The sequence below is a fragment of the Pseudomonas sp. P867 genome (assembly GCF_019891455.1).
GTDB lineage: Bacteria > Pseudomonadota > Gammaproteobacteria > Pseudomonadales > Pseudomonadaceae > Aquipseudomonas > Aquipseudomonas synxantha_A.
In genome coordinates this window covers 216,192-236,453 of record NZ_JAFLXB010000002.1, presented here as the reverse complement: position 1 = coordinate 236,453, position 20,262 = coordinate 216,192, and the positions used below count along the sequence as shown (strand labels likewise).

The following is a 20,262-nucleotide window of genomic DNA, read 5'->3' as shown; positions in this document are numbered from 1 at the left end:
GCTGTATGTGGCTGCGGGCCTTGTAAATCAAGGTGTTCGGCACAAGTGGCAGCTCTGCGCACCTTCGCCAAGCCCGGAAGGAGAAACCCATGGGACAGCGTACGCCTTTGTATGACCTGCATCTCGCCCTCGGCGCGAAAATGGTCGATTTTGGCGGTTGGGATATGCCTTTGCATTACGGCTCGCAGGTTGAAGAACACCATCAGGTGCGGCGCGACTGTGGGGTGTTCGATGTATCTCATATGACCGTAATCGATGTCACCGGCCCTCAGGCCAAGGAATGGCTTCAGCACCTGCTGGCCAATGACGTCGATCGATTGCACGGCTGCGGCCGTGCGCTGTACAGCGCCATGCTCAACGAGCAAGGCGGAGTGGTGGACGATATGATCGTCTACCGAACCGAAACCGGGTACCGGCTGGTGGTCAATGCCGCCACCCGCGATCAGGATATGGCCTGGATGCAGGCGCAACTGGGCGATTACCAGGTGCAGCTGCATGAGCGGTCCGAATTGGCCATGCTTGCCATCCAAGGGCCTCATGCCCGGCATAAGATCGCCGAACTGGTGACTCAGTCCCGTGGCATCCTGATCCACCAGCTCAAGCCGTTCGAAGGCCATGCCGACGGCGACTGGTTTATCGCCCGTACCGGCTACACCGGCGAAGACGGCCTGGAAATTGTCCTGCCCGCCGACCAGGCACCGGGTTTTTTCAACGATCTGGTGGGGGCGGGCATTTCACCTATCGGCCTCGGCGCCCGCGATACCTTGCGCCTGGAGGCCGGCATGAACCTGTACGGCCAGGATATCCATCAGCAGGTATCGCCCCTCGCGGCCAATATGGCCTGGAGCATTGCCTGGGAACCTGCCGGGCGCAATTTTATCGGTCGTGCTGCGCTGGAAGCGGAAAAGGCGGCCGGTGTGCAGTTCAAATTGGTCGGGCTGGTGCTGGAAGAGCGTGGAGTTTTACGCGCTCACCAAGTGGTTCGTATCGCCAATGTTGGCGAAGGAGAGATCACCAGTGGTAGTTTCTCGCCTACGCTAAGCAAATCCATTGCCCTGGCGCGCGTACCGGCGGCGACTGCCGACCGGGCCGAAGTGGAAATCCGCGGCAAGTGGTACCCGGTTCGAGTGGTCAAGCCGACCTTCGTACGCCATGGCAAAACCTTGATCTAACTATTTTCCGGCAGGCCAATGGCCGCTGACATTTCTTCTTGAGGACACAGACTATGAGCAATATCCCTGCCGACCTGCGTTTTGCCGAAAGTCACGAATGGGCCCGTCTGGAAGCTGATGGCACCGTGACTGTCGGCATCTCCGACCATGCACAGGAAGCTTTGGGTGATGTGGTGTTTGTTGAACTGACTGAAGTGGGCAAGGTGTTTGCCGCTCAAGATCAGGCGGGTGTGGTTGAGTCGGTGAAAGCCGCTTCGGATATCTACTCGCCGGTTGCTGGCGAAGTGATTGCTGTCAACGAAGAGCTGAGTGGCAGCCCTGAGCTGCTGAACTCTGACCCTTACGGCGCCTGGATCTTCAAGCTCAAGCCAAGCGACAAGGCTGAACTGGACAAACTGCTGGATGCCGCCGGCTACAAAGCCGCCATCGGCGACTAAACGCAATAGCTGCAACAGCACACATCAATGTGGGAGCTGGCTTGCCTGCGATTGGATCACCCGTGTATCACCGATACACCGAGGTGCCTGCATCGCAGGCAAGCCAGCTCCCACAGTTGATTGGGGTGTGCCTGCTGGTTGTGTTCAGTCTTTCTTCAGTACCGCTTTAACCGCCGCTACAGCCCGCTCCACATCCGCCTCTGTCATTGCCGTGAACATCGGCAACGACACGATCAAACGCCCAACACGCTCCGCCACCGGGAACATGCCTTCCTTGAAACCCTGTGCCCGATACAGGCTCAGCAAGTGGATCGGCGGGTAGTGATAGCCAATGCCAACGCCGTGGGCCTGCATCTGCTCCATGAACGTTGCGCGAGCAGGCAAGCCGTCCTGGCGCTCCGGCAACACCAGTTGGAACAGGTGCCAGTTGCTGTTCTCGAAATCCGCCGGCGGCAGTTGCGCGCCATATTTCTCTTCGAAGTCACTGCCAAAGCACTGGAAGTAGTGGCGTGCCAGGTGCTGGCGGTGGGCCGTGATCTTCTCGATATGCGCAAACTGCCCCAGGCCAATGGCGGCGGCGATGTCGGTCATATTGAACTTGCCGCCCAGGACATCCACATCCAGGCCATCGAAACCGGTGCGGGTCACGCCCTGCAGGCGATACTTCTCTGCCAGGCGAGCCTCCTCGGCGTTGTTCAACACCAGGCAGCCACCCTCGGATGAGGTGATGTTCTTGTTCGCCTGAAAGCTGAACGACACGAAGTCACCGGTTGCACCGATGCGTTCCCCGTCCCAGCTGGAGCCCAAGGCTTGCGCGGCGTCTTCGACGATACGCAGGTTGTACTTGTTGGCCAGCGCGTAAAGCATCGGCATGTCCAGGGGCAAGCCCGCCAGGTAGACCGGGATGATCGCTTTGGTACGTGGTGTGATTGCCGCCTCAACCTGGGCCAGGTCAATGTTGCGGGTAATCGGGTCGATATCGGCGAACACTGGAGTAGCGCCGACTTCGAGGATGACGTTGGCGGTGGCCACCCAGGAAATCGGTGTCGTGATGACTTCATCCCCAGGCCCGATACCGGCGATGCGCAAGGCGATCTCCATGGTGCAGGTGCCCGAGTTGAAGGTGCGCACCGGCCTCCCGCCAAAGTATTCCGACAACTGCGCCTCGAACGCCTGCACTTTTGGCCCGCTGGTGATCCAGCCGGAACGCAGGACATCGCCGACTGCCGAAATGGTGGCTTCATCAATGGTCGGTTTGGAAAACGGCAGGAAAGGCTGTTGGCTCATGACGAAGAAGGCATCCGTTCAAGATAGGCGATGAATGTTAAACGTGTCAGTAACGCATGGTTGCACGGCAAGACTGAATATAGCCTGTCGCTTATGAACGATTCGTCATAGGGCAGGCAAAAAAATGCCGCTTGAAAAAGCGGCATTTTTTATCGGTGCGGCTGTTACTCGGTTACAGCATTCTTCGCCAGGATGGCGTTAGCCAGTTCCATGTCCGTGGCCTGAAGGCCAGGGTTGTCGGCGCGGACCTTCTGCATGGCCGCTTCCAGGTACGGGCCGCGGATGCCGCCGTCGCTGGCGACGAAGCTGCCCGCGTCGTCCTGGGCGGCGACTACCAGCTTGTGGTCCTTGAATGTCAGGTAAGTCGAGCCAGTGGTGGCGCCCGACGAGATGACATTACGCCAAAAGCTATCGGCCATGGCTGAGCCGACAGGTAGGGAAAGCACAGCGAGGGTTGCGACAGCATATTTAAGACGCATGATGGGTGACTCCGGTGGGTTATCTGTACGTTTTGATTGTAGTTAAGTCGATCCAGTTCCATCACTGACTAAACAGTTTCAACCTCTAAAATCACCCCATCCTGGCCAACCACGCGTACTTGAGCGCCTGCTGGGGCATCGGCACCGGTGACCATCCACACGCCATCGCCGACTTTAATCTTGCCCCGGCCATCCACAATCGCCTGATGCACCATGAAGGTGCGCCCGATCAATTCGGAGCCGCGCTCGTTCAACCCCAGTTGATCGCTGACCTTGGCGCTGCTGCGTTGGCGCTTCCACCAATACACGGCCGTCAGGATCGACAGCATGGCGAACAGCAGCAGTTGCCACTCCAGCCCGAGTGGCGGGACCAGGAACTTGATCACCCCCACTGCGGCCGCGGCGATACCCATCCACAACAGGTACCCGCCGGCGCCGAACACCTCAAGAATCAACAGCACGGTGCCCAGCGCCAACCAGTCCCAGAACGACAAATGCAGCAAAAAGTCCCACATGGTGTTGGCCTCAGCCTTTCTGGTTGCCGAAAGTCGCCTTGACGATTTCGCCGATACCGCCCACGGCGCCAATCACCTGGCTGGCTTCCAGCGGCATCAGGATGACCTTGCTGTTGTTGGCCGACGCCAGCTTGCCCAAGGCATCGATGTATTTTTGCGCGACGAAGTAGTTGACCGCCTGCACATTGCCCGACGCGATGGCTTCGGACACCACTTGTGTCGCTCGAGCTTCGGCTTCGGCCTGACGCTCACGTGCTTCGGACTCCAGGAACGCGGCCTGGCGGCTACCTTCGGCTTCAAGGATCTGCGCCTGCTTCTTGCCTTCGGCCGTCAGGATCGCCGACGCACGCAGGCCCTCGGCTTCGAGGATCTGTGCACGCTTGATTCGCTCGGCTTTCATCTGGCCGGACATGGCGGCCATCAGGTCGGCAGGTGGGCTGATGTCCTTGATCTCGATACGGGTGATCTTTATGCCCCACGGCGCAGTGGCTTCGTCCACGGTGCGCAGCAGCTTCTCGTTGATGCCATCACGCTGGCTGAGCATGGCATCAAGCTCCATGGAGCCCAGGACGGTACGGATATTGGTTTGCAGCAGGTTGCGGATTGCGTGTTCGAGGTTGTTGACCTCGTAGGCCGCCTGGGCGGTGTTGACCACCTGGAAGAAGCACACGGCATCGATCTGCACGGTGGCGTTGTCGGCAGTGATGACTTCCTGGGGCGGAATATCCAGCACGCTTTCCATCACGTTGATCTTGCGACCGATGCGGTCCATGACCGGGATGATGATGTTCAGGCCGGGCTTGAGGGTGTTGGTGTAGCGTCCGAAACGTTCGACGGTCCATTGGTAGCCCTGGGGCACCACTTTGAAACCCATGAACAGGATGGCGATGGCCAAGCCCACAAAAAGAAGCAGTACGGTTCCGATCTGCATAGCGATTCCTTATCTGAAGATGTCAGTGAACGACGTTGGGCCGATTGTAGCGGTCTGGTCACCGATAAGGACGGTTTCACGGCCCGACAAACAAAGGATTTGTTTCTGAATCCCCAGGCGTGACCCGTAATATTTCCGTCATCGTGGTCACGCCGGCGTTCACTTTATCGATGCCGGCCATGCGCAAGCTGTTCATGCCCTGCGCGAGCGCCTCACGGCGTAGCGCCTGTATGTCCGTACCGGGAGTCACCAGCGCCTTGAGCGCTGGGTCTAACGGCATGATTTCATACAGCCCGGCTCGGCCTCGATAACCGCTGTCACGGCATTCCATACAACCGACGGCCTCGTAGCAGCCTATGTTCTCCACACCCGTCACACGCTTGCAGTGGGTGCACAAAACCCTCACCAGACGCTGCGCCATGACGCCTATGAGTGTGGCCTTGATCAAATAATGAGCAATGCCAAGCTCCTGCAGTCGGCTGATGGCGCTGGGCGCATCGTTGGTATGCAGGGTCGAGAACACCAGGTGCCCGGTCAGTGCGGCCTGTATGGCCATCTCGGCGGTTTCCCGGTCACGGATTTCACCGATCATGATGATGTCCGGGTCCTGGCGCAGCAGGGCGCGGACGCCGCTGGCAAAGGTGAGGTCGATATTGTGTTGGACCTGCATTTGATTGAACGCCGGCTCGACCATTTCAATCGGGTCTTCTACCGTGCACAGGTTGACCTCTCGGGTCGCCAGTTGCTTGAGGGTGGTGTAGAGGGTGCTGGTCTTGCCCGAGCCGGTCGGGCCTGTGACCAGGATGATGCCATTGGCTTGCCGAGTCATGGCGTGCCAGCGCTGCTGATCGGCGCTCGACAAGCCCAGCTGGTCGAAGTCCTTGAGCAGCACCTGAGGGTCAAAAATCCGCATCACCAGCTTTTCGCCAAACGCGGTCGGCAGGGTCGAAAGGCGCAATTCCACTTCCGCGCCTGCCGGGTTCCTGGTCTTGACGCGACCATCCTGGGGTTTGCGTTTCTCGGCCACATTCATTCGCCCAAGACTTTTCAAGCGGCTGACCACTGCGGTGGTGACCTGAGGCGGAAATTGATAGACGTCATGCAACAGCCCGTCGATGCGAAAACGCACCCGGCCCTGATCGCGACAGGGTTCGATATGAATATCGCTGGCCCGTTGGGCAAAGGCGTATTGCAACAGCCAGTCGACGATATTGACGATATGCGCGTCATTGGCATCGGGCTCCTTGTCGCTGGCGCCGAGGCTGAGCAGTTCGACGTTGCCGGGTATCGCCATTTTCTGATCGGCGCCGCTGACTGACTTGGCCAAGCGGTAAAACTCGTGGAGGCAGCGCTGGATATCGCGGGGGTTGGCCACCACGCGCTTGATGGTGCGTTTGAGCACTTGAGCGAGCCCGGCTTCCCAGGCGCTGATGTACGGCTGGGCGCTGGCGATCGTGACGCTTTGGGCATCCACGGCGACCGCAAGAATGCCGTGGCGCTGGGCGAAGGCATGGGACATCAACGGCACCACGCTCGCCACGTCGATCTTCAACGGGTCGATGCGCAGGTAAGGCTGACCTGCATGTTGTGCCAGCCATTGGGTCAGGGTCTCAAGACAAGGGCCTTGGGCTGCGATGCATTCCAGGGGATGTTGAGTGCAAGATGCTGCCTGAATGCTATGGGCCGCCTGTGCGGTAATCAGCCCTTGCTCGATCAATGCCGGCAATAATTGTTGCAGTTCCAAGGGTTGGTCGAGGGAGGCAGCGGTCATGCAGGTTTCCTGGGCGGTTTGGGGTGTAATCCCAGACTAGTCAGCCGCTGGAAATCCTCGTTCCCAGGTGTATTGCAGGTTTTTACCGCGCCGTCGCCGCCAGTGCCTGAGGCCGCTCGGCATCAGCCGGCCACAGCTCCAGGTCGCAGACACTGATCAGGTTTCGAATCTTTTCACCGATGACTTGGGCACGGTGCCAGCTAAGGCCGTCGATCACGATATCGATATTCAGCAGGTCGACGTCCCGGCTCATATTGACGTGGGCTGGCGTCAGGAACTGCAGCGCAAAGTAGTTCAGCACCCGGCACAGCACGTCGGGCTCAGCCTCGGCGACGATCCGATAGTGCGCCTGACAGTGGGCGCTGTTGACGGCCCACGCATCGACGCGGGTGACAGGGTGGGCGGTTTCGACGGCGTGCATACTGACTCTCCAAAATCGACTGGAGGAATTTTCACATTCGCCTAGGGAGATTTCTTATCTAAGATGAGCCTTATTGGCGCATTATCGAATCAATCAATTCAAAAAATACACTTTCATAGGTATTTCTATGCACAGCGAGTTGGACGTCTACGATCGCCGCATTCTGGCCCTGCTGCAAGAGGACGCCTCGCTCTCCAGCGCACAGATCGCCGAGCAGGTCGGCCTGTCGCAGTCTCCGTGCTGGCGACGCATTCAGCGGCTCAAGGAAGAGGGCGTGATCCGGGGCCAGGTCACCCTCTTGGACCGCAAGAAAATCGGGCTCAACACGCAGATTTTCGCCGAGATCAAACTCAACGCTCACGGCCGCTCCAACTTCACTGAGTTCACCGAAGCGATTCGCGGATTTGCGGAGGTGTTGGAGTGTTATGTGCTGATGGGGTCGGTGGATTTTCTGCTGCGCATCGTCACTTCGGACATCGAGGCGTATGAGCGGTTTTTCTTCGAGAAGTTATCGATGGTGCCGGGGATCCAGGAGGTCAACTCCATCGTGGCGTTGTCGGAGATCAAGTCCACTACCAGCCTGCCAGTATTGCGCTGACAGGGCGGGCCTCATCGGGAGCAAGCCCCCTCCCACACAATGTGGGAGGGGGCTTGCTCCCGATGCGATTTTACAGGCGCAGGAGGGTCTTCCAGGCCCGGTTCTGATACACCGCAATCGCCTGGTGCATACGCGCATCCAGCGATTCATCGGTGATCGGCTGGTTAGCCAACTGCGCCAGCTTGTTCAGCTCGCCGTACAAACGGTCCAGTTCAGCAATGTCTACCACATGGCGCGCATGGTGCAGCCAGGCCTGGATGCGTTCGATGCGCGGCAGTTGCTCGGCGAGGTCTTCGGGCTGTTGCTGGTAGCGCGGCAGTTGCAGGGCGACGGCGTCGTCGGCCAGCAGGCGTGGCAGCCAGTTGGTGATTTGCGCAGCACCCTGGCGGTTGCCGCGCACGTTGCGCTCGGCGGTCCAGGTACGGTCCAGCAGCCAGCGCGAGGTATTCAGTGAGAACAGGCCCCAGCGTACATCTTGCAATTCTTCGATGAACTGCTCCGGTGCGGCTTTGCGAATGTCTTCATCGTCGTCACCGGCCTGGACCAGCGGACGCCAGTCTTCCAGCAGTGCATCCAGGGCGCTGCGCAGTTCGCTGGTGGATTGGCGCGGCGCGGCCTGGCCGAGGCTGCCGATCAGCGCGCGCAACTCGCCCAGGTTCTCGACCCAGTCCTGCAGCAAGCGCCAGTGGCCGTTGAAACGGTATTGCTCGGCCAGGCGCTGGCTGCTGCCCAACAGGTGCCACATGATTGCGGCGAAAGCATCATCCAAAGGCATTTCGGCGTGGATCTGCGGTGCCGGCAGGCTCAATGAGTAGCTGCTCGCGTCATACAGGCGGTAGCCGCGCTCGGCTTTGCTGATGTCACAGGGCATCAGCGCCAGGGTCGCAGCCAGTTCGGCGGCCAGCTCCAGCAGGGCGGCGGGTTCGCCTTCGCGCAATTCCAGTTCCAACTCGCAGATTTCTTCCTTCTGCTTGCCGACCACCACATGGCCCAGGTCCAGGGCGGCTTCGATCACCACCTTGGCCTTGCCACGGCCCCAACCGATTTCGGCGCGTTCACGCACGAAGTCGGTGGTGAAGATCGGCTTGAGGGTCTTTTTGTCCAACTCGGCCAGTTGCTCGGGCCAGCACTCGCCGTCGAGTTTCTTCACATCGAGCTTGGCTTTGGGCAGGTCCCAGTTGTACTCGTTGCGTTCCGACAAGCCGGCGACGCTTTGGCCGCGGGTCTTGAGGGTCTGAATGATGTCGTCACCGTCCTTGCGCAGGCGCAGGGCGACCTTGGCCTGCGCCAGGTCGCGCTCGGGGGTGTCGAAGTACTGATTCATCAACTCACGGCGTTCCCAGCCACTTTTGTTGCGTTTTTTCAGTAGCGGGTGCTCACGTAGCGCGGCGAGTGTTTCGCGGCTGACGCGGAGCTTGATTTCGGTTTCTTTCTGCATGGCCGGAAAATCCAGGATCGGGAGCGCAGCCGGGGAAAAGTGTGGCTGCCAAGGTCGTGCAGTGTACAGGACTGAGCCCGGCAACGTGCCGCAACGGTTTATTGTGTTGGGCAGATGCCTCTATAGTGAGGTTCATCCGGGAAGTTGGGAGACCGCGCATGCCGTTACCGTCCATGAAAGAGCAGTTCGCCGCCTTGATCGCCGCGCCGTCGGTGAGTTGCACCCAAGCGTCTCTCGACCAGACCAACCGCCCGGTGATCGATCTGCTCGCCGCGTGGCTGGGCGACTTGGGTTTCGCTATCGACATCCAGCAAGTCAGCCCTGGCAAGTTCAACCTGCTCGCCAGTTTCGGCAGCGGCCCCGGTGGCTTGGTGTTGGCGGGCCATAGCGATACGGTTCCTTATGATGAGGCGCTGTGGAAGACCGATCCGCTCAAGCTGACGGAAGTCGATGGCCGTTGGGTGGGGCTGGGCAGTTGCGACATGAAGGGATTTTTTGCCCTGGCCATTGAAGCGGTGTTGCCGTTGCTGGACCAGCCGTTCAAGCAGCCGCTGCTGATCCTCGCCACCTGTGACGAGGAAAGCTCCATGTCCGGCGCGCGTGCCCTGGCCGAGGCGGGGAGGCCGTTGGGACGGGCGGCGGTGATTGGCGAGCCAACTGGGCTCAAGCCGATTCGCCTGCATAAAGGCGTGATGATGGAACGTATCGACATCCTTGGCCGCAGCGGCCACTCGTCGGACCCAAGCCTGGGCCACAGCGCCCTCGAAGCCATGCACGATGCCATCGGCGAACTGCGCGGCCTGCGCCTGGCCTGGCAGCGTGAGTATCGCAATGCGCAATTCAGCGTGCCGCAGCCGACCATGAATTTCGGCTGTATCCACGGCGGCGACAATCCTAATCGCATCTGCGGCCAGTGCTCCCTGGAGTTCGACCTGCGACCCTTGCCGGGCATGGACCCCGAAGTGCTGCGTGCGGCGATCCGGCAGAAGCTCGAACCCTTGGCCGAGCGTCATAAGGTCAAGATCGACTACGCGCCGCTATTCCCCGAAGTGCCGCCTTTCGAGCAGCCCGAAGACACCGAGTTGGTGCGGGTGGCGGAACGGTTGACCGGTCATCGTGCCGAAGCAGTAGCGTTCGGCACCGAAGCGCCTTATCTTCAGCGCCTTGGTTGTGAAACCCTGGTGCTTGGCCCCGGCGACATCGCCTGCGCCCACCAGCCGGGCGAGTACCTCGAAATGTCACGCTTGACGCCTACAGTGCGTCTATTGCGGGAACTGATCGAACATTACTGCCTGAAACCTGCATAAATTAACCTTTGTCCATTCGTACATAAGGAGAGCGAGCGTGTCGCCAAGCCTGTTCCGACGATAACCATCAGCCCGCTGTGCGTTTTTGCGACTCATCCTTTTTCGGCTGCTTTTTATTACAGGCCCAGGTGTTATGCCCGAATACGTTAATTGGCTTCGTCACGCTTCGCCCTATATCAACGCCCACCGCGACTGCACCTTTGTGGTCATGCTGCCTGGCGACGGTGTGGAACATCCCAACTTCGGCAATATCGTCCACGACCTGGTGCTGCTCCACAGCCTGGGTGTGCGGCTGGTGCTGGTGCACGGTTCGCGTCCGCAGATTGAAACCCGCCTTGAAGCACGCGGCCTGACCCCGGCTTACCACGAAGGCTTGCGCATCACCGATGCGGCGACGCTGGAGTGCGTGATCGACGCGGTCGGCCATCTGCGTATCGCCATCGAAGCGCGCCTGTCCATGGACATGGCCTCGTCGCCCATGCAGGGCTCGCGCCTGCGCGTGGCCAGCGGCAACCTGGTGACGGCGCGCCCGATTGGCGTGCTTGAGGGCGTTGACTATCACCACACCGGCGAAGTACGCCGGGTCGACCGCAAAGGCATCAACCGCCTGCTGGACGAGCGCTCTATCGTGCTGTTGTCGCCGTTGGGCTACTCGCCTACCGGTGAAATCTTCAACCTGGCCTGCGAAGATGTCGCCACCCGTGCCGCCATCGACCTGGGTGCCGACAAATTGCTGCTGTTCGGCGCCGATCCCGGCCTGATCGATGAGAACGGCCGTCTGGTACGTGAATTGCGCCCACAGCAAGTGCCTGCGCACCTGCAACGCCTGGGCAGCAACTATCAAGCCGAGCTGCTCGATGCCGCTGCCGAAGCCTGTCGGGGTGGAGTAGGGCGCAGCCATATCGTCAGCTACGCCGAAGACGGCGCCTTGCTCACCGAGCTGTTTACCCGTGACGGCGGCGGTACGCTGGTGGCCCAGGAGCAATTCGAACTGGTGCGCGAAGCGGCGATTGAAGACGTCGGCGGTTTGCTGGACCTGATCAGCCCGCTGGAAGAGCAGGGCATTCTGGTGCGTCGTTCGCGGGAAGTGCTGGAGCGGGAAATCGAACAGTTCAGCGTGGTCGAGCGCGAAGGCATGATCATCGCGTGCGCAGCGCTGTATCAGATTGCGGATTCGGATGCGGGCGAGCTGGCGTGCCTGGCGGTGAACCCGGAGTACCGCCACGGCGCACGCGGCGATGTGTTGCTCGAACGCATCCAGACCCGTGCACGTGCTCAGGGGTTGAAGACCTTGTTCGTGCTCACCACGCGCACGGCCCACTGGTTCCGTGAGCGCGGTTTTGTGCCGAGCAGCGTGGACCGCCTGCCGTCGGCGCGTGCGTCGCTGTACAACTATCAGCGCAACTCCAAGATCTTTGAAAAGGCCCTGTAAAAGAGTACGGCTCTGTGTGGGAGCTGGCTTGCCTGCGATAGCAGCGCCTCGGTTTATCTGAACGACCGAGATGCTGGCATCGCAGGCAAGCCAGCTCCCACCGAAGACTGTATTTATTGTGTGATGAACTTGTCGGTCACATAGGCCGAATAGTCCGGCAACACCGTCTCCACCTTGCCTTGCTCTTTCAAGAACTTCGCCGTCTCCCCAATCGCCTTCGCCGTGCCGCCCTTGAGCAGCGCTTCGGTCTGTTGTGCCTGCGCATCGGGAAACGTCGTGCCCGCCAGCAACTCTGGAATATCGTCGGCATTGGAGCCTGTCAATTTGGCGATCTTCTGCACCGGTTCCGAATCCACCGTCCAACTGTCTTTATGCGCGGCATAGTCGGCGAATGAATCGAGGGTGACCTTGGCAAACCTGGCCACTACCTCAGGATGTTTTTCGGCGAAATCCTTGCGCGCGACCCACACTTCAAACGTCGGTGCGCCCCATTGGCCCACCTGCGCCGCATCGGTCAGGGTTTTGCCGGTCTTGCGGATTTCGCCCAGGGCCGGTGACCACACGAATGCGCCGTCGATATCGCCGCGCTTCCAGGCGGCGGCGATTTCGGCCGGTTGCAGGTTCACCACTTTGACTTGTTTAGTGTCCAGCCCCCAATGCTTCAGGGCGCCGAGCAGGCTGTAATGGGAGGTTGAGACGAAGGGTGTGGCGATGGTTTTGCCGATCAGGTCTTCGGGTTTGTCGATGCCACCGCCATTACGCACTACCAGGGCTTCAGAAGCGTTGATCTGTGCCGATACGATAAACGCGACGATGGGTAGATTGCGCGAAGCGGCTGCGGCGAGGGGGCTGGAACCGAGGTTGCCGATTTGTACATCACCCGAGGCAATGGCCGTGACCACCTCCGGGCCACTGTTGAACCGGCGCCAGGCGATTTTCTCACCAATGGTTTTTTCGTAGAGACCGTCGGCCTGGGGGACTTTGCTGGGATCGATGCCGGTCTGGTAGCCGACCGTCAAATCGGCCGCGCTGACACCAAAAGAAAGTAATACCGATACAAAAACTGTAACAAATTGACGGGAGGATGTGCGTTTGGCCATGATGGCGTCGCCTTTTTGATCGTGAGTGACGTATGCAACCGTACGGTCACACTAATCGATCTAAAAAAGCACTGGTAAATACCCTTTAGGAATTAGCTTATGGAGCGGTTCGTGTCACTCGACCCACCCGCTTCACGCATCCGCTTATTCCCGAATCGTATGAAAAAGAATGAAACAATTCTTTTTGGGTGTATGAAAAACTCATTACCCTGCAGGGACCAAATCAACTGCGATTAGACGAAGGTAGTAGACACACAAGGTTACGATTGACTTGCTAGTCACTATCTGGCGCTAATCGCGCATCTGTGGATCCAGGGCGTCAGACCCGGGGCCAAAGAAATACAAAAATTAGAAACGAGAGGAGCGGTACATGAAGAAGTCCACCTTGGCTGTGGCTGTAGCTTTGGGCGCAATCGCCCAGCAAGCAGGCGCCGCCGGTTTCATCGAAGACAGCAAGGCCACACTGGGCCTGCGTAACTTCTACATCAACACCGATAACCGCGAAGGTGCTGGTGCGAACAAGAACGAAGAGTGGGGCCAAGGCTTCGATCTGCGTTTCATCTCCGGTTACACCCAAGGCACCGTCGGCTTCGGTCTTGACGCTATCGGCCTGCTGGGTGTTCGCCTGGATTCCGGCGGCGGCACCAACGGCGCGACCGCCAGCTCGTATGGCGGCACCATCTTCCCGAGCAAGTCCAATGGCGAAGCCGTTGATAACTACTCCAGCCTGGGCCTGACCGCCAAAGCGAAGATCTCCCAGACCGAACTGAAGCTGGGTACCTTGCAACCCAAGCTGCCGGTCATCGTCACCAACGATGGTCGTATGCTGCCGCAGACCTTCCAGGGTGGCCAGATCACCTCCAGCGACATCAAGGACCTGACCCTGGTTGCCGGCCAGATCGAAAAAGCCAAGGGCCGTAACTCCAGCAACAACGAAAGCCTGTCCATCTCCGGCGCCAACAGCCGTGGCGTGAACTGGCGTTCGAGCAACAAGTTCTACTACGCCGGTGGTGACTACAAGATCACCAAGGACCTGACCGCCCAGTACTACTACGGCAACCTGGAAGATTTCTACAAGCAACACTTCCTGGGCCTGACCCACAACTGGGCTATCGGCCCTGGCGTGCTGAAGTCTGATCTGCGTTACTTCAACAGCTCCGACGACGGTAACAACGGCAACCAGTCCGCCTACTTCTCCACAGGCAACTACGGTGGCGTCAACTCCGGTCGTGGCAAGGTCGACAACAACCTGTACAGCGGCCTGTTCCTGTACTCGGTTGCCGGCCACACCTTCGGTGGCGGTTACCAGGTCAGCAACGGCAGCAGCGACTTCCCTTGGCTGAACCAGGGTGACGGCTCGTCGGCCTACATCACTACCGACATGCAGATCCAGAAGTTCGCCCGTGCCGGCGAGCGCACCTGGCAAGCTCGCTACTCCTACGACTTCGCCAAGGTGGGCGTACCTGGCCTGACCGCTGGTGTGGTTTACCTGAAGGGTGATCATATCGACACCGTTGCCAGCAACCGTGCCGAGTTCACCGGCCAGTCCGAGTGGGAACGTGACATCACTGTTGCCTACGTCGTACCGGAAGGTCCGCTGAAAAACGTCGGCGTGGCGTGGAAAAACGCTATGTGGCGCAGCGACATCGCCAACGCACGTAACCAGGACGAAAACCGCCTGATCGTCAGCTACTCGATCCCGCTGTTGTAAGACTGTAAAGCCTTGCCCGGCGCAATGCCGGGCAAGGTGTACTGCTTTCAAGTCGGGCTCAACCCCCGCAAGCCCTTCCTGAAACCCTCTTTACTACAGCGACTCAAGGCCTTCTCGAACCTTGAAAACAATGTTGATCTTCGCCTGTGCCCAAGTCCAATGAACACATTTTTAATATTCCTTTATCGTCTAGATAAATCGATATTTATTCTTTTTAAATAACTCCAAATCCATGCACAGTGGGCTCCATAAGCACTCATCAGGAGCCACACCATGAGCCTAAGACTGGGCGACATCGCCCCCGACTTCGAACAGGATTCCAGCGCCGGCAAGATTCGCTTCCACGAATGGCTGGGCGACAGCTGGGGTGTGTTGTTTTCCCACCCGGCAGACTTCACCCCGGTGTGCACCACCGAGCTGGGCTTCACCGCCAAGCTCAAGGACGAATTCGCAAAACGTGGCGTCAAGGCCATCGCCCTGTCGGTAGACCCGGTGGACTCGCATCACAAGTGGATTGAAGACATCAATGAGACCCAGAACACCGTGGTCAACTTCCCGATCCTGGCCGACGCCGACCGCAAGGTCTCGGACCTCTACGACCTGATCCATCCCAACGCCAGTGACACCCTCACCGTGCGCTCTTTGTTCGTGATCGACCCGAACAAGAAGATCCGCCTGACTATCACCTACCCGGCCAGTACCGGGCGCAACTTCCATGAAATCCTGCGGGTGATCGACTCGCTGCAACTGACCGACAACCACAAGGTCGCCACGCCGGCCAACTGGCAGGATGGGGATGAGGTGGTGATCGTGCCGTCGCTCAAGGACGAGGAAGAGATCAAGAAGCGCTTTCCAAAGGGCTACCGCGCGGTGAAGCCGTACCTGCGCCTCACCCCACAACCCAATCGTTAAGGCGGATATCGCCATCGCGGGCAAGCCCGGCTCCCACAGTTGACCGCATTCCCCTGTGGGAGCCGGGCTTGCCCGCGATGGCGGCCTCATGAACAGCAAAGGCATCAAGTTGCAAACCGTCTCACACAGCAGGGGTTTTCAGGCCGTTTTCACGGCCTTTTTTTCGCCTGGCGATTGATAAACGGCTTATGTATTTATGGAATAAACAAATGAATAAATAAGATTTATAGATATATGAATCTACTGATATGGTCTGTTCCATCTTGGCGCCATCGCCGTACAGCGAACCGCCGACACTTGCTCAAGGAATTTCCTACATGCTGGTCGTAACACTTGGAGGCAGTCCCAGCCAGCGTTCGCGCTCCGGGGTGTTGCTGGATAAAACCCGTCAATGGCTGCAACAGCAGGGCGTAGAGGTGGTGAGTTACCAGATACGCGACTTCCCGGCTGAAGACTTGCTGCACGCACGGTTCGACAGCCCCAAGGTCATCGACCTGTTGCAACAGGTGGCCAATGCCGACGGCCTGGTGATCGCCACACCGGTGTACAAGGCATCGTTCTCCGGTGCGCTGAAAACCGTGCTGGACCTGCTGCCCGAACGTGCCTTGGCCCATAAGGTGGTATTGCCGATGGCTACCGGCGGCAGCATCGCCCACATGCTGGCGGTGGACTACGCCCTGAAGCCGGTGCTGTCGGCTCTCAAAGCCCAGGAGTTGCTCCACGGCATTTTCGCCGAAGACAGTCAGATCGCTTACGGCGAAGGCAGTGTTCAGGCGCAGTTGGTGCCAGTGCTTGAGAAACGTTTGCACGAAGCCCTGGAGCAGCTCTATAGCGCCATGGCGCGCTGGATCCGGACGTGTTGAATGAACGTTTGTTGAGTGCTCGCTGGAGCATCTGAGCCTTACCCCCGAATCGAGAAACACTCACCTTACTCAGCCGCCAACGGCCAAGCAGGTGCAGCCAAAACCCTAATCGCAACTGTGGAGAGAGCGCCATGCGCACTGTCATCTTGCGTCGTGGTCTGGTCGCACTGTTTGCTGCGGCTGTGTCCTTCGGCGCCATTGTTCAAGCCCAAGCCGCCGAGACCCTGCGGATCGGTTATCAGAAGTACGGCACCCTGGTGCTGCTCAAGGCCAAGGGCACCCTGGAAAAACGCCTGGCCGCCCAGGGCGTGCAGGTGCAGTGGACCGAGTTCCCCGGCGGCCCGCAGTTGCTTGAGGGCCTGAACGTCGGCTCCATCGACTTCGGCGTCACCGGTGAAACGCCACCGGTGTTTGCCCAGGCGGCCGGCGCCGACTTGCTTTACGTCGCCTACGAACCGCCCGCACCTACCAGTGAAGCGATCCTGGTGCCCAAAGACTCACCGATCAAATCGGTCGCCGAGCTCAAAGGCAAAAAGGTTGTGCTCAACAAAGGCTCCAACGTGCATTACCTGCTGGTGCGAGCCCTGGAAGATGCCGGCCTCAACTACACCGACGTGAAAACCGTATTCCTGCCACCTGCCGATGCCCGTGCCGCCTTCGAGCGCGGCAGTGTGGATGCCTGGGTGATCTGGGACCCGTACCAGGCCGCCGCCGAGAAACAACTGCAAGCCCGTACCCTGCGTGACGGCACCGGCATTGCCGACAACCATCAGTTCTACCTGGCCACCAAACCCTACGCCGAGCAACACCCTGAAGTGATCAGGGCGCTGGTGGAAGAAGTGCGCGCGGTGGGCGAGTGGTCCAAGGCCAACCCGCAGGAAGTCACCGAACAAGTCGCACCGCTGCTGGGCCTGCCCGCCGACATCACCCTGACCTCGGTGAAACGCCAGGGCTACGGTGCGCTGTTCCTGACCCCGGAAGTGGTCGCGGCCCAGCAGAAAATCGCCGACAGCTTCTACCAGCTCAAACTGATCCCCAAGCCCTTGAGCATCAAGGACGTGATCTGGACGCCACCCGCCGCGGTTGCCAAAGCGCCGTAATCCGATTCCTTCAGGAGACAACTCCATGAGCCTCAATATTTTCTGGTTCCTGCCTACCCACGGCGACGGCCATTACCTTGGCACCGCCGAAGGCGCCCGCGCCGTCGATCACGGTTATTTGCAACAAGTGGCCCAGGCCGCTGACCGCCTGGGTTTCGGCGGGGTGTTGATCCCTACCGGTCGCTCCTGCGAAGACTCGTGGCTGGTGGCTGCCTCGCTGATTCCAGTGACTCAGCGTTTGAAATTCCTGGTTGCTCTGCGCCCCGGGATCATTTCCCCGACGGTGGCCGCACGCCAGGCCGCCACCCTGGACCGGTTGTCCGGTGGTCGTGCGTTATTCAACCTGGTAACTGGCGGTGACCCGGAAGAGTTGGCTGGCGATGGCTTGTTCCTCAGCCACGAAGAACGCTATCAGGCATCGGTGGAGTTCACGCGCATCTGGCGCCGCGTGCTCGAAGGCGAAACCGTGGACTACGACGGCGAGCACATCAGCGTCAAAGGCGCCAAGCTGCTCTACCCACCGGTCCAGCAACCGCGCCCGCCGCTGTACTTCGGCGGTTCCTCCGAAGCGGCCCAGGACCTGGCGGCCGAGCAGGTGGAAATGGTCCTGACCTGGGGCGAGCCGCCGGCTGCTGTCGCGGAAAAAATCGCCCAGGTTCGCGCCAAGGCCGAGAAACTCGGGCGTACCCTGCGCTTCGGCATTCGCCTGCATGTGATTGTGCGCGAGACCAACGAAGAGGCCTGGAAAGCCGCCGACAAACTCATCTCCCATCTGGACGACGACACCATTGCCCGCGCCCAGGCGTCGCTGGCGCGTTTCGATTCGGTCGGTCAGCAACGCATGGCCGCTTTGCATGGCGGCAGCCGTGACAACCTGGAGGTCAGCCCCAACCTGTGGGCCGGCGTCGGCCTGGTGCGTGGCGGGGCAGGCACGGCGCTGGTCGGCGATGGCCCAACGGTTGCGGCGCGGGTCAAGGAATACGCGGACCTGGGTATCGACACCTTTATCTTCTCCGGTTATCCACACCTGGAAGAGTCGTATCGGGTCGCCGAACTGTTGTTTCCGCATCTGGATATCGAACGTCCCGAGTTGCCGAAAAGCGCCGGTTACGTCAGCCCGTTTGGCGAGATGGTCGCCAACGACATCCTTCCCAAAGCTGCGTCACAGAGTTGAGGCGCCGTTATGGACTTTGAAAAATTCAGCCATCGCGTGGCGCCCTGGGTGCTGCCGATCTTGTTGCTGGCGGTGTGGCAGTTGTCGGTGTCGGCGGGGTGGTTGTCGACGCGCATTTTGCCAGCGCCGAGTGCGGTGATCGAAGCCGGAGTCAACCTGGTGGTCAGCGGCGAAATCTGGACACACCTGGCCATCAGTGGCTGGCGTGCTGGCCTGGGCTTTGTGATCGGCGGCAGCATTGGTTTGGCCCTGGGCTTTATCACCGGGTTGTCGAAGTGGGGCGAGCGCTTGCTGGACAGCTCTGTGCAGATGATTCGTAACGTGCCGCACCTGGCGCTGATTCCACTGGTGATCCTGTGGTTCGGCATTGACGAGACCGCGAAGATTTTCCTGGTGGCACTCGGCACGTTGTTCCCGATCTACCTGAACACCTATCACGGTATCCGCAACGTCGACCCGGCGCTGGTGGAAATGTCGCGCAGCTATGGCCTGTCGGGGTTCAGCCTGTTCTGGCAAGTCATCCTGCCTGGCGCGCTGCCGTCGATCCTGGTGGGCGTGCGCTTTGCCCTGGGCTTTATGTGGCTGACGCTGATCGTGGCGGAAACCATCTCGGCCAGTTCCGGCATCGGTTACCTGGCGATGAATGCCCGTGAGTTCCTGCAAACCGATGTGGTGGTGCTGGCCATCGTGATGTACGCGATCCTCGGCAAACTCGCCGACCTGGCGGCGCGTGGCCTGGAACGGGTATGGCTGCGCTGGCACCCGGCGTATCAAGTCAAAGGAGGTGCGGCATGACAGCTCAACAACCCCCGCGCCTGCTCAAGGGCATTCCCCTGGCGGTGCGCAAGTTGCGCAAATCCTTCGGCACTCGCGAAGTGCTCAAGGACATCGACCTGCATATTCCGGCCGGTCAATTCGTGGCCGTGGTAGGTCGCAGCGGCTGCGGCAAGAGTACCTTGTTGCGCCTGCTGGCGGGGCTGGACAAGGCCAGTGGCGGCGAGCTGCTGGCCGGCTCCGCGCCGCTGCACGAGGCGATTGAAGACACACGATTGATGTTCCAGGAAGCGCGTTTGCTGCCGTGGAAAAAGATCATCGACAACGTCGGCCTCGGCCTTACGGGCAACTGGCGCCCCAGGGCGCTGGAGGCCCTGGAAGCGGTGGGCCTGGCCGAGCGCGCCAATGAATGGCCGGCGGCCTTGTCCGGTGGCCAGAAGCAGCGTGTGGCGTTGGCCCGTGCGCTGATTCACCAGCCGCGGCTGTTGCTGCTCGATGAGCCGCTGGGCGCACTGGACGCCCTGACCCGCATCGAGATGCAGCAACTGATCGAGAACCTCTGGCGCAAGCACGGTTTCACTGTGTTGCTGGTGACCCACGATGTCAGCGAAGCCGTGGCGATTGCCGACCGGGTGATTCTGATCGAAGACGGCGAAATCGGTCTCGACCTCGCCGTCGACCTGCCACGCCCACGGGCCCGTGGTTCACACCGCCTGGCCGCGTTGGAGGCCGAGGTGCTCAACCGCGTGCTGTCGCTGCCCGGTTCACCGCCGGAACCCGAACCTGTTTCACCGCTGCCGACGCAATTGCGTTGGGCTCAATAACCCACACAGGAAAAAC

19 protein-coding genes and 1 pseudogene are annotated in these 20,262 nt (G+C 59.9%); 12 read left to right on the top strand and 8 right to left on the bottom strand.

The genetic code is table 11. The features are described from left to right. The first annotated feature begins 89 nt into the window (after nt 1-89). Both gcvT and gcvH read left to right on the top strand, forming a co-directional pair. Complete coding sequence (gcvT, locus tag J1G33_RS04585; RefSeq protein WP_005792381.1) at nt 90-1,172, top strand: glycine cleavage system aminomethyltransferase GcvT; 1,083 nt, start codon at nt 90-92, stop codon at nt 1,170-1,172. Between the two features lie 53 nt (nt 1,173-1,225). Continuing rightward, nucleotides 1,226-1,609: a glycine cleavage system protein GcvH gene (gene gcvH, locus J1G33_RS04580; RefSeq protein WP_103734193.1), complete on the top strand. Its 384-nt coding sequence runs from the start codon at nt 1,226-1,228 to the stop codon at nt 1,607-1,609. 144 nt (nt 1,610-1,753) lie between these two features. Here the strand turns inward: gcvH and J1G33_RS04575 are convergent, their stop codons facing one another. From J1G33_RS04575 to J1G33_RS04550, 6 genes are all read right to left on the bottom strand, one after another. Further along, nucleotides 1,754-2,896 carry a DegT/DnrJ/EryC1/StrS aminotransferase family protein gene (locus J1G33_RS04575; RefSeq protein WP_032878841.1) on the bottom strand — a complete coding sequence of 381 codons (1,143 nt, stop codon included), beginning with the start codon at nt 2,894-2,896 and terminating at the stop codon, nt 1,754-1,756. Nucleotides 2,897-3,060: 164 nt separating this feature from the next. Then, nucleotides 3,061-3,375 (bottom strand): DUF2388 domain-containing protein, encoded by a 315-nt coding sequence (locus J1G33_RS04570; protein WP_003176799.1) that lies wholly within the window; start codon nt 3,373-3,375, stop codon nt 3,061-3,063. A 68-nt stretch (nt 3,376-3,443) separates the two neighbouring features. Continuing rightward, nucleotides 3,444-3,890: an NfeD family protein gene (locus J1G33_RS04565; protein ID WP_223017757.1), complete on the bottom strand. Its 447-nt coding sequence runs from the start codon at nt 3,888-3,890 to the stop codon at nt 3,444-3,446. A 10-nt stretch (nt 3,891-3,900) separates the two neighbouring features. After that, on the bottom strand, nt 3,901-4,821 hold the full coding sequence (locus J1G33_RS04560; protein ID WP_003195285.1) for an SPFH domain-containing protein: 921 nt from the start codon (nt 4,819-4,821) through the stop codon (nt 3,901-3,903). Between the two features lie 76 nt (nt 4,822-4,897). Beyond that, nucleotides 4,898-6,592, bottom strand: a complete 1,695-nt coding sequence (locus tag J1G33_RS04555; RefSeq protein ID WP_223017756.1) for a GspE/PulE family protein — start codon at nt 6,590-6,592, stop codon at nt 4,898-4,900. Nucleotides 6,593-6,674: 82 nt separating this feature from the next. Further along, nucleotides 6,675-7,013, bottom strand: a complete 339-nt coding sequence (locus J1G33_RS04550; protein ID WP_223017755.1) for a hypothetical protein — start codon at nt 7,011-7,013, stop codon at nt 6,675-6,677. A 127-nt stretch (nt 7,014-7,140) separates the two neighbouring features. On the opposite strand from J1G33_RS04550, the gene J1G33_RS04545 reads away from it, so the two are divergent. Further along, entirely contained in the window at nt 7,141-7,611 is a 471-nt protein-coding gene (locus J1G33_RS04545; protein WP_005792372.1) for an Lrp/AsnC family transcriptional regulator, read from the top strand. 70 nt (nt 7,612-7,681) lie between these two features. On the opposite strand, the gene J1G33_RS04540 is transcribed toward J1G33_RS04545, so the two are convergent. Further along, nucleotides 7,682-9,049 (bottom strand): CYTH domain-containing protein, encoded by a 1,368-nt coding sequence (locus tag J1G33_RS04540; RefSeq protein ID WP_223017754.1) that lies wholly within the window; start codon nt 9,047-9,049, stop codon nt 7,682-7,684. 158 nt (nt 9,050-9,207) lie between these two features. Here J1G33_RS04540 and argE point away from each other — a divergent pair, with 158 nt between their 5' ends. After that, complete coding sequence (gene argE, locus J1G33_RS04535) at nt 9,208-10,356, top strand: acetylornithine deacetylase (RefSeq protein ID WP_103734196.1); 1,149 nt, start codon at nt 9,208-9,210, stop codon at nt 10,354-10,356. 133 nt (nt 10,357-10,489) lie between these two features. Further along, nucleotides 10,490-11,788 carry an amino-acid N-acetyltransferase gene (gene argA, locus J1G33_RS04530; RefSeq protein WP_005792368.1) on the top strand — a complete coding sequence of 433 codons (1,299 nt, stop codon included), beginning with the start codon at nt 10,490-10,492 and terminating at the stop codon, nt 11,786-11,788. A gap of 113 nt (nt 11,789-11,901) precedes the next feature. On the opposite strand, the gene tauA is transcribed toward argA, so the two are convergent. Next, entirely contained in the window at nt 11,902-12,888 is a 987-nt protein-coding gene (gene tauA, locus J1G33_RS04525) for a taurine ABC transporter substrate-binding protein (RefSeq protein ID WP_223017753.1), read from the bottom strand. A gap of 370 nt (nt 12,889-13,258) precedes the next feature. Here tauA and J1G33_RS04520 point away from each other — a divergent pair, with 370 nt between their 5' ends. From J1G33_RS04520 to ssuB, 7 genes and pseudogenes are all read left to right on the top strand, one after another. Beyond that, nucleotides 13,259-14,599, top strand: a complete 1,341-nt coding sequence (locus tag J1G33_RS04520; RefSeq protein ID WP_032878849.1) for an OprD family porin — start codon at nt 13,259-13,261, stop codon at nt 14,597-14,599. 273 nt (nt 14,600-14,872) lie between these two features. Further along, nucleotides 14,873-15,511, top strand: a complete 639-nt coding sequence (locus tag J1G33_RS04515; RefSeq protein WP_003195267.1) for a peroxiredoxin — start codon at nt 14,873-14,875, stop codon at nt 15,509-15,511. A gap of 317 nt (nt 15,512-15,828) precedes the next feature. Beyond that, nucleotides 15,829-16,409 (top strand): annotated as a pseudogene (ssuE, locus tag J1G33_RS04510) (NADPH-dependent FMN reductase). Nucleotides 16,410-16,505: 96 nt separating this feature from the next. Further along, entirely contained in the window at nt 16,506-17,474 is a 969-nt protein-coding gene (locus J1G33_RS04505) for a sulfonate ABC transporter substrate-binding protein (protein ID WP_032878852.1), read from the top strand. 25 nt (nt 17,475-17,499) lie between these two features. Continuing rightward, nucleotides 17,500-18,648 (top strand): FMNH2-dependent alkanesulfonate monooxygenase, encoded by a 1,149-nt coding sequence (gene ssuD, locus J1G33_RS04500; RefSeq protein WP_005792361.1) that lies wholly within the window; start codon nt 17,500-17,502, stop codon nt 18,646-18,648. A gap of 9 nt (nt 18,649-18,657) precedes the next feature. Continuing rightward, nucleotides 18,658-19,443: an aliphatic sulfonate ABC transporter permease SsuC gene (gene ssuC / locus J1G33_RS04495; RefSeq protein ID WP_032878854.1), complete on the top strand. Its 786-nt coding sequence runs from the start codon at nt 18,658-18,660 to the stop codon at nt 19,441-19,443. Next, entirely contained in the window at nt 19,440-20,246 is an 807-nt protein-coding gene (ssuB, locus tag J1G33_RS04490) for an aliphatic sulfonates ABC transporter ATP-binding protein (protein WP_005792359.1), read from the top strand. Before ssuC ends, ssuB begins: the two co-directional genes overlap by 4 nt. The last annotated feature ends 16 nt before the right edge of the window (nt 20,247-20,262 follow it).